Here is a 1332-nt window from a genome sequence, read left to right as displayed (position 1 = left end):
ATTAAACCTTTTGTTGGTTGTTGTGGCTGGTTGTCGCGTTCTGGTGTTCGGTCTTGCCGACCGGTGGGTGTGGCCTGACGTGCTTGTTGCGAGAGCCAGGCGGTCGCCCCGGGCCTGGCCTGGTGTTTTTCGGTGCACCGGCCGGCTGAGCCAGTTTCGGGCGGAGGTTGCGAAACCCGCGCCGCACGCGTGCCGGGGTCAGCCGTCCGGGGCCGGCCGGTGGACGTTCCCAAGGCCGACGCAGGTCGATGGCCAGATCGCGAGCCAACCGTAGCTGGGCGTGAACGGCGATGATCAGCCAGGTCCACCGATCAGCAGACCGCGGATCCCGTAGCCGGGGCCGGGTCCAGCCGAGAGTCTGCTTGAACAGCCGGAAGGTGTGTTCCATATCGAAACGACGCAAATATGCCTGCCAGATCCGGTCCACCCCGGCCCCGGTCAGCCCGGTCATCGAGGCCCACAGCCACACCGGTTTCGGGTTGCGGTCACCGGGCAGCCGGTCCACCCGCAGCCGGATCGCGGTGCCCTCGATGACCGGGAGCGGTCCTTCGTGCCCGGCCCAGCCACTGCGCCGGGCCAGCTTCGGATGCACCCGGTCCCAGGCGTCGGCGAACGCCGCACCGTAGCGGCTGGTCTCACTGATCGTGGCCACGGCCGGGTCCGGATGCCCGGCCGGTTCGTCGAGGTCGAGGACCTCGCCGTGCCGGGACGGCCGGCCGATCCGCCCCGCTTGCCGGGGTGCGGCGGGCAGGTACAGGACCCGGTCCGAACGCAACCTGCCGATCAGCATCACCGGAAGATCTCGCAACAGCCACGCCAGACGGGTCACGTCGTAACCGGCGTCGAACACGATCATGATCCGTGGGTCACCGTCACACCACCGCCCGTGCTCCCGCAATCGGTCGATGACCTCCCGTACCTGCGCGGCGGTCACCTCGGTGGCGTCGTCGAGAGGCCCGATCCGCACCGCGTCGAGTACCGCGGTCCAGGACGAACGCCCGGTCTCCAGCGCGGCGACGAACGAATACGCCCAGCCCGGGATCATCTGCGCGGCGTTACGCCCACGGCCGTACACATGACAGAACGAGCGATCCTCCGCGGTCGCGGCATCCGGGCGCAGCCACGGGCTGACATCGACGGCGAGGACGATCCGGCCGGCACGGTCCCGCGGCAACGGCAATCCGATGATTGCCCTGCGTAACCGGCCCACCTCGATGACCCCGTTGTTCACCGCGTCATACAAAGCGCCGTGACCACGACGATGCTCCGCCGTCATCGACAACTCGACCAGGCTCGTGACCGGCCCCTCAGCACACAACACCGCATCGGCCA

Annotated in this window: 1 protein-coding gene; it reads right to left on the bottom strand. The window is 68.5% G+C overall.

The window, feature by feature from the left end:
* Position 1 precedes the first annotated feature (1 nt).
* The coding region (locus AB0I88_RS41280) for an NF041680 family putative transposase (protein WP_361037763.1) at positions 2–1332 on the bottom strand (1331 nt) is incomplete at its 5' end.

It is taken from the genome of Actinoplanes sp. NPDC049802, from assembly GCF_040656595.1.
Taxonomy (GTDB): Bacteria; Actinomycetota; Actinomycetes; order Mycobacteriales; family Micromonosporaceae; genus Actinoplanes.
Note: the sequence above shows the minus strand (reverse complement) of the source record. Positions and strands in the feature narration are given on the sequence as shown.